Genomic DNA, 6856 nt, shown 5'->3' on the forward strand with positions numbered 1-6856 from the left:
ACCGCGGCGTCGCGCTGCTGTGGGAGTGGATCGCGACGATGAAGCCGTGACGTTGGGCCGTCTTGTAGGGCGGGTCAAGGCTTTGCGCCGACCCGCCGTCGCGGTCCCGGCCGGTTCGGCGTCCCTCCGACGCGGTTGCACCCCCGGCGGGTCGGCGCAAAGCCTTGACCCGCCCTACATCCCGCCGACGACTAAGGGTGGAACCAAAATCGCCGCTGTCTTCTCGCGGCTTGTCGGGGGGGTCTCGCGGTTGTACCGCGCGACGAACCGCGTCCAGGCCGCCTCCTCTTCGCCCGGCGGTACGCCGAACTTGGCCTTGAGTTCGCGGAGTTCGTTCACGAACGACCGGAGTTGACCGTAACTGCCGCCCACCCGCTCGGAGGGCCGCGCCTTCTCGTTCAGGTTCAGCATCTCGTCATGCAATCGGCAGACCTCTGGGAAGACCGCCTCGTACTCGCGGAGGAGCTGCATCGACTCACCGTAAACCTGCCGGGCGGTCGCGTTCCGGTTCAGGGTGACTTGCAGGACGTTGAATAGCGCGTTCACGTCATACGCGCCCCCCGCGATCAGCTGGCGGTTGAGGCTCAACGTCTCGTCGAGGGCGTCGAGACGTTTCTTCGCGAGCCGGCGGCGGGCCAGCCCCTCGTGATCGAGTTCGGGCCGCGGCAGCGCGGCCGCGAGCAGGCCGAGGACGGCGGCCAGCGCCACTTTGGAACGGACCATCGGAGTCTCCGGCCGGGTTCGACCTCAGCGGGCGTACCCCGAAGGCAAGAATTCGGCAACCCGAACCGGCCTATCGGTTCTCGTGCCCGCCACTTTCGATTCGTGCCGACCGCTCTTTTCCCCCCGCCGTATCCGTGAGTAAAACATCCCAATGCCGACCCTGCTCTTCGACATCGACGGCACGCTCGTTCGCACCGGCGGGGCCGGGAAGGCGGCGATGGAAGCCGCCCTCCGGTCCGCGTTCGGCGTCACGACCATCCGCGACGTGGTGCCGTTCGGCGGCCGGACCGACCCGGACATCGGCCGCGACCTGCTCCGCGTCCACGACCTCGAGCCGTCCGCCGAGAACTACGTCAAGCTCCGCGACGCGTACCTCACGCACCTCCGGCCGAGCCTGCACGCGAACGGCGGGCACGTCCTGCCGGGCGTGGCCGAGCTGCTGAAGCGGCTGCACGGGAAACGGCGGATGGGCCTGCTCACCGGGAACCTGCGGGCCGGGGCGATGCACAAGCTCGCCCACTTCGGGCTGTGGGACTACTTCCGGTTCGGCGGGTTCGGCGACGTTCACCACGACCGGGACGACGTGGCCCGCGCCGCCGTCGCCGCCCTGAAGGAACACCACCCGGACTACCGCACGGCCGACGTGTGGGTGATCGGCGACACGCCGCTGGACGTGAAGTGCGCCCGCGCCATCGGCGCGAAGGTCGTCGCCGTCGCGACCGGGTGGAACACGCTGGACGAACTCGCCGCGACCGGGCCGGACCTCGCGCTCGCGGACCTGTCCGACTTCTGCAAGCTGCCGCCGTCCTGGTTCGAGTAGCCGCCATGCCGACCGTCGCCGTGCCGGGGTTCGTGCCGTCGCAGCACGGGTTCCCGTTCCCGAACTGGTACCCGCCGGGGACGCCGGTGCTGACCGTGCCGACGCCGTTCGGCCGCGTCCCCGTCGGCGACGCGAACGGCGGGCTGTGCGGCGGCATGATCTTCGCCGCCCGCGACCTGTTCGCCCACGGGATGGTTCCCCCGCCCGCGCCCGACCCGCCGGTCGTTCGGTACCTGTGTCGGCGGCTGCTCGACAGTTTCAACCTGCCGTTCGGGGTGCTGAAGTACTACGACTGGCAGCGGCGGCCGGGCCGCGGCCGGTACGTCGCCGGCGTGTGCGTGCAGGACGGCCTGTCGCGGCTGACGGCGGAAGTGGAATGGCCGAAGGTGCGGGCGCTGCTCGACGCCGGGCAGCTGGCGGCGCTCGGGCTGGTGAAGGCCCACTCGCTCGACCCGCGGGAGATGGGGAAGAACCATCAGGTGCTGGCCCACGGGTACGCCTTCGACGACGCGACCGGCGACGTGGTGCTGACGGTGTACGACCCGAACTGTCCCGGCGACGACGGCGTGACGCTGGCGTTCAACGTGGCCGACCCCGAGAGCGGCCGCGGGGTGGTGCATTCCGGCGAGGGGGAGTCGGTGCGGGGGCTGTTCCTGACGGACTACACGCCGGCCGTGCCCGACATATAGCGGTGGGCTTGCCCACCGTGCGGGTTCGAGTCTTCGAGAACCCGCACCGCGGAGCCTCCCACGGGGAACTGTCTGCGGTGGGAGAAACGCACCCGCGGGAGGAACGCCGTCACGCCCGCGGGGACGTGGTTGTGGTGTGAGGAGCGTCCCCGCGTTGGGTAGGTGGTGCAGTTTCTCGAAGACTCGAAACTGCACGGTGGGCAAGCCCACCGCTATATGACCGGTCCGACCGCCAACAGCCAAATCTCGCCGAACGGTTCCAACTGCTCCAACTCGATCTCGTGCCGCTTAATCAATTCCAGGATCGCCAGGAACAGCCCGATCAGCTTCGACCGGGTGTACGGCGGCGTGAACACGTCGCGGAAGTTCACCCGCCTCGCCGCGGCCACCTGCTCCAGCACCTGCCGCTCGTAGACGTGCTGCGGCGTGTCGTCGATCGTGATCGTCTTCGGCTGCAGCCCCTGCGTCTCCCGCATCAGCCGCGCGAACGCGCTCACCAGGTCCCACAGCTCGACCGGCCGCACCGGCGGCGCGCCGGCGGCCGCCGGCTCCGCCGGCGGCACGCGGGGCAGCCGCGTGTTGTGAACCTCCGCCTGCTGCTCCAGCGCCGCGGCCGCGTCCTTGTACTTGCGGTACTCCAGCAGCTGCTTCACGAGCTGCCGCCGCGGGTCCGGCAACTCGCCCGCCTCCGCCTCGGCCTCGCTCGGCAAGAGGCCGCGGACCTTGATCTCCATGAGCGTGGCGGCCATCACCAGGAAGTCGCCGACGAGTTCGATGTCGAGTTGCTGTACGACGCGGACGTGTTCGAGGAACTGGTCGGCGATGGTCGCGATGGGGATGTCGTGAACGTCCACCTCGTTCCGCTTGACGAGGTAGAGCAGCAGGTCGAGCGGCCCGTGGAACGTCTGAAGGTTAACTTGGTAGCTCATCCGCGGGTCACTTCAGCCACATGTAAACAACCGCCGCGTAGTAGACGCCGCTGACGCTCGACGGCTCGCCGGGGGCGGTCCCGTACCCGCCGTCGGCGTTGCGGCACTTCGCGAGGAACGCCCGTAGCTTCGCCGCGTCGCGGGGCTTCTCCTTCGCGAGCATCAGCGCCCGCATGACGCGGTACGTCGTCTCGCCGTCGCTCGCCGTCGCGCCGGCCTTGCCCCAGCCGCCGTCGGCCCGCTGGCCGGCCTTGATCGCGTCGATCACCTTCGCCTTGTTCGCGACCGGGTAGCCGAGGCGGAGCTTCATCGCAACGACCGACGCCGTGTCGCGCGGAAGACCGTCGCCCTTGCCGGCCGTGCCGTCGTTGTTCAGCTGCGAATCCGCGACCTTCACCCACTCGTCGAGCCAGTCGGGCTTCTTCTTCAAACTCTCGAGCGCGGCCGCGCCGATGCGGACCTGCTCGAACTGCTTGGCGTTCGCGTGCAGGTACTCGACAGCCTTCGGGAACTTCGCCTCGTCGATCCCCAACTCGGCGGCGGCCATGACGCCGATGCAAGTGACGAGGACGTTCGGCGACTCGCCCGGCTCGGCGAACCCGCCGGCCGCCTTGTCGTAGCAGGACAGCACGAACGCCTCGACCTTCGGCCCGTGGGCGAGCTTGCCGCCGAGGTACTTCGTGGCCCGCACGCCGGCGGACGTGGCCCGCAGGCCGGGCGACGCCTTCGCGTCGCCGCGGAACGCGCCGGTGGCGTCGTCCTGCATCGCCGCCAGGTACGCGAGCGTCGCTTGCTTCTCGGCGGCCGTCTGCCCGTGGGCGAACGCCGGGACAAGGAACGCGACGACGAGAAGGAGGTGGCGCACGGGTGGATTCCTTCTGACCTCTGACCTCTGACCTCTGGCCTCAGAAGTTCCCCAGCGTCTTGCGGAACCGCTCGATGCACGACCGGACCTCGACCGCCCCGTCCTCGTGCGACGCCCAGCCGAGGGCCTCGATCTGCACGCCCTCCAGCTGCTTGTACGTGCTGAAGAAGTGCTCCACCTCCCGCAGGAAGTGCTTCGGCACGTCCTCCAACTTCCGCATCGCGTCGAACAGCGGGTCCTTGTTCGGCACGCCGAGGATTTTGAAGTCGTTCTGCCCCTTGTCCCGCATCTTGAAGATGCCGACCACCCGCGCCTCGATCAGGCAGCCGGAGAACGTCGGCTCGTTCACCATGACGAGGATGTCGAGCGGGTCGTGGTCCTCGGCGAGCGTCTGCGGGATGAACCCGTAGTCGCCGGGGTAGACGGCCGAGCTGTACAGGTAGCGGTCCATCTTGATGAGGCCGGTCTGCTTGTCCACCTCGAACTTCGTGCGGCGGCCCTTCGGGATCTCGACGATCATGTTCGCGACCGACGGCTCCCCGGTCCCCGGCGGGATCATCATGAAGTCGCGGGCAAAGTCTCGGCGGAGCATCAGCGGACCTCGGTGTGTGAGTATGGGCTTTTATATGGGCAACGGGCTGCGTTCCACCCGCGAAGGGGGCGGTTGCCGTCACAACAACGGGCTTCGTAGAACCCTGAGCGGAAGCGACGGGGTGTGGAGAGAGTCCCCCACACCCCGTCGCTTCCGCTCAGGGTTCTACAAGCAAGCACGCCCGGTCCTCGCGCGGGCTTGGTAATTCGCGACGCTCGCCGTTGATGCGAGTGGCAGGCACGGGAGAGAGGTGCGGTTTAATTACCGGCTCGGCGGGATGCGGTCCGGCACGGTCAGCACGGACGGCTTCGCCTCCAGCGGCGGCCGCTCGCCCGTCGGGTCCGGCGTCGCGCTCAGCCCGCCGCTCGGCCGCACCGTCTCGATCACCGCCGACGGCTTGTCCAGGTCGATGACGATCGCGTCGGGCGTGACGGCCTCGCCGGTGTTCGTCGCCTTGTCCGTGGCGCGGACCTTCACGTAAATCTTGAACGGCGTCTTGTCGGGAACCTCCCACACGTACCGCCGGGCGTTCGGAATTCGCTCCGCGATCGACACCCACTGGTTGCTCGTCTTCTCGGTCGCGTACTCGATCACGACCGGGTCGGTCATCATGTTCAGGTCGTCGGCGTCCCACTCGATCTCCAGCCGCGTCCCGGTCGCGCCGCCCGGCGTCGCCACCGCCCGGCGGACCTTCACCACCGGCGGCTTCGTGTCCACTTCCACCAGGTGCTGCGCCACCGCCGTCGGGGCCGGGTCGCGGTCGCGGTTGCCCGCGCCGCTCTCGGGAATCACGATGAACCCGTACCGGCCGTCGTCCGGGGCGGTGAACGGAATTTCAATCGCCGGGTTCGCCTCCTGGTACTTGATGTCGCACGCCTGCTTCTTCGCGGCCAGCCAGTTGCCGTTCGGGTTCGCGGTCAGCTGCTTCGCGAACAGGTGGACGGCCTGCACGCCGGACCGGGTGACGGTCTGGAGCTTCGACTTGACCGTCAGCTCCCGCTTGTTCACGTAGATGATCTGCGGCTGGCCGGGCACGTCGTCCGGCAGGCGGCCGGTGCTGCCGACGCCGCTGCCGAACGTCGGCCGCCGGACCGGGTCGCGGGGCGTCTCCTCGTCAAACCCGCCGCGGGCCGGCTCGACGCCGTTCGACGGCAGCCGCACGATGCGGGACGACGTTTCGTGCCCGGCCTTGTCCTTCGCCGTCACGCGGACCTCCAGCGTGCGGTTCTCGCGGGCGAGGTTCGCCCACGTGTACCGGTCGCGGGCCGCGAACCCGCCGCGGGGCTTCGGGACCTCGTGCCACTTCGCGTCGCCGTTCTGCCACCGGCACTCGACCTTCAGCGTGTCCGCGTCCAGGTTCTCGTCCTGCGCGTTCCACGCCACCGTCGTCGCGCCGTCGGCGGCCGCGGTCACGACCGGGGGGCGGGTGTCGAACACGACGCGGTACTCGCCCCGCAATCGCTCCGCGGCCGGGCTGACCGTGCCGTCCGCGTACACGAGCTGCACGGCGAATTCCTCTTCGCCGTCGGCCCGCGCGGAGTACTGGAACCCCGACCGCCGGCCGGGGATCGCCGCGAGGTTGTTCGCGTCCCGCTCGGAGACCTGCGTGAACGGGCCGCCGTTGACGGCCGAGTAGAGGCGGAGCTTCGCGGGCTTCGGGTTGAGGTCCAGCACGGCCGCGGGGACGGGGAAGCCGATGTCGAGTTGCGGCGAGTACCGGGTCTTGTCCTGGGCGGCGGCGGTCGCGGCGAGGGCCGCGGAGCCGAGGGCCACGGCCGCGAACGTCTGGAACCGTGCCATGGGGACTCCCTCCGCCGAGAAACACCGCCGTCCATCGGGATTCATCGGCCGGGGGCTTGGGCAAACGTGAGGGAATCCGCAACCGCGGGAAGGCCGGGAACTTTGCCCCGGAAAATGATTCCACGGATACGCTGCCACCCTCCGCTGGAATCATTTCAAAAGTCCGGAATCATTTTTTCGCCCGCCCGAACCCCGCGACGAAATTGAACTTATGTTCACGTTCGCCGTCCGGAATCATTTTGGAATCATTCCGGCACAAAAAAAGCTCACGGCCACCGCCGTGAGCTTCCCAACCGTAACCGGCGACGCGAAAGTAGAACCCGGAGCGGGGGGGGGGGGGGGGGGGGGGGGGGCGGCCCCCCCCGCGCCCCCCCCCGCGCCCCGACACCGGAAGGGCGGGGGGAGCCACAGCGAAGCCGGCAGGGGTAAGACCCGCCC

At 69.2% G+C, this 6856-nt stretch carries 7 protein-coding genes; 2 read left to right on the plus strand and 5 right to left on the minus strand.

The genetic code is table 11. The features are described from left to right. Positions 1 to 174: 174 nt before the first annotated feature. Positions 175 to 723, minus strand: coding sequence for a hypothetical protein (locus tag AC5JJ2_RS03340; RefSeq protein ID WP_495856540.1), 549 nt, complete (start codon positions 721 to 723; stop codon positions 175 to 177). A gap of 151 nt (positions 724 to 874) precedes the next feature. Here AC5JJ2_RS03340 and AC5JJ2_RS03345 point away from each other — a divergent pair, with 151 nt between their 5' ends. Both AC5JJ2_RS03345 and AC5JJ2_RS03350 read left to right on the plus strand, forming a co-directional pair. Continuing rightward, complete coding sequence (locus AC5JJ2_RS03345; protein WP_495856541.1) at positions 875 to 1543, plus strand: HAD family hydrolase; 669 nt, start codon at positions 875 to 877, stop codon at positions 1541 to 1543. 5 nt (positions 1544 to 1548) lie between these two features. After that, positions 1549 to 2232: a hypothetical protein gene (locus tag AC5JJ2_RS03350; protein WP_495856542.1), complete on the plus strand. Its 684-nt coding sequence runs from the start codon at positions 1549 to 1551 to the stop codon at positions 2230 to 2232. Between the two features lie 212 nt (positions 2233 to 2444). On the opposite strand, the gene AC5JJ2_RS03355 is transcribed toward AC5JJ2_RS03350, so the two are convergent. The 4 genes from AC5JJ2_RS03355 to AC5JJ2_RS03370 form a co-directional block, all read right to left on the minus strand. Further along, the gene (locus AC5JJ2_RS03355; protein ID WP_495856543.1) at positions 2445 to 3161 is read right to left on the minus strand and encodes a segregation and condensation protein A; all 717 of its coding nucleotides are present in this window, start codon (positions 3159 to 3161) and stop codon (positions 2445 to 2447) included. Between the two features lie 7 nt (positions 3162 to 3168). After that, complete coding sequence (locus tag AC5JJ2_RS03360) at positions 3169 to 4026, minus strand: prenyltransferase/squalene oxidase repeat-containing protein (RefSeq protein ID WP_495856544.1); 858 nt, start codon at positions 4024 to 4026, stop codon at positions 3169 to 3171. Positions 4027 to 4066: 40 nt separating this feature from the next. Beyond that, a complete protein-coding gene (locus tag AC5JJ2_RS03365) occupies positions 4067 to 4618 on the minus strand; it encodes an inorganic diphosphatase (RefSeq protein ID WP_495856545.1) in 552 nt (183 codons plus the stop codon). A gap of 261 nt (positions 4619 to 4879) precedes the next feature. After that, the gene (locus tag AC5JJ2_RS03370; protein ID WP_495856546.1) at positions 4880 to 6418 is read right to left on the minus strand and encodes a hypothetical protein; all 1539 of its coding nucleotides are present in this window, start codon (positions 6416 to 6418) and stop codon (positions 4880 to 4882) included. Between the last annotated feature and the right edge of the window lie 438 nt (positions 6419 to 6856).

It is taken from the genome of Limnoglobus sp., assembly GCF_059499385.1.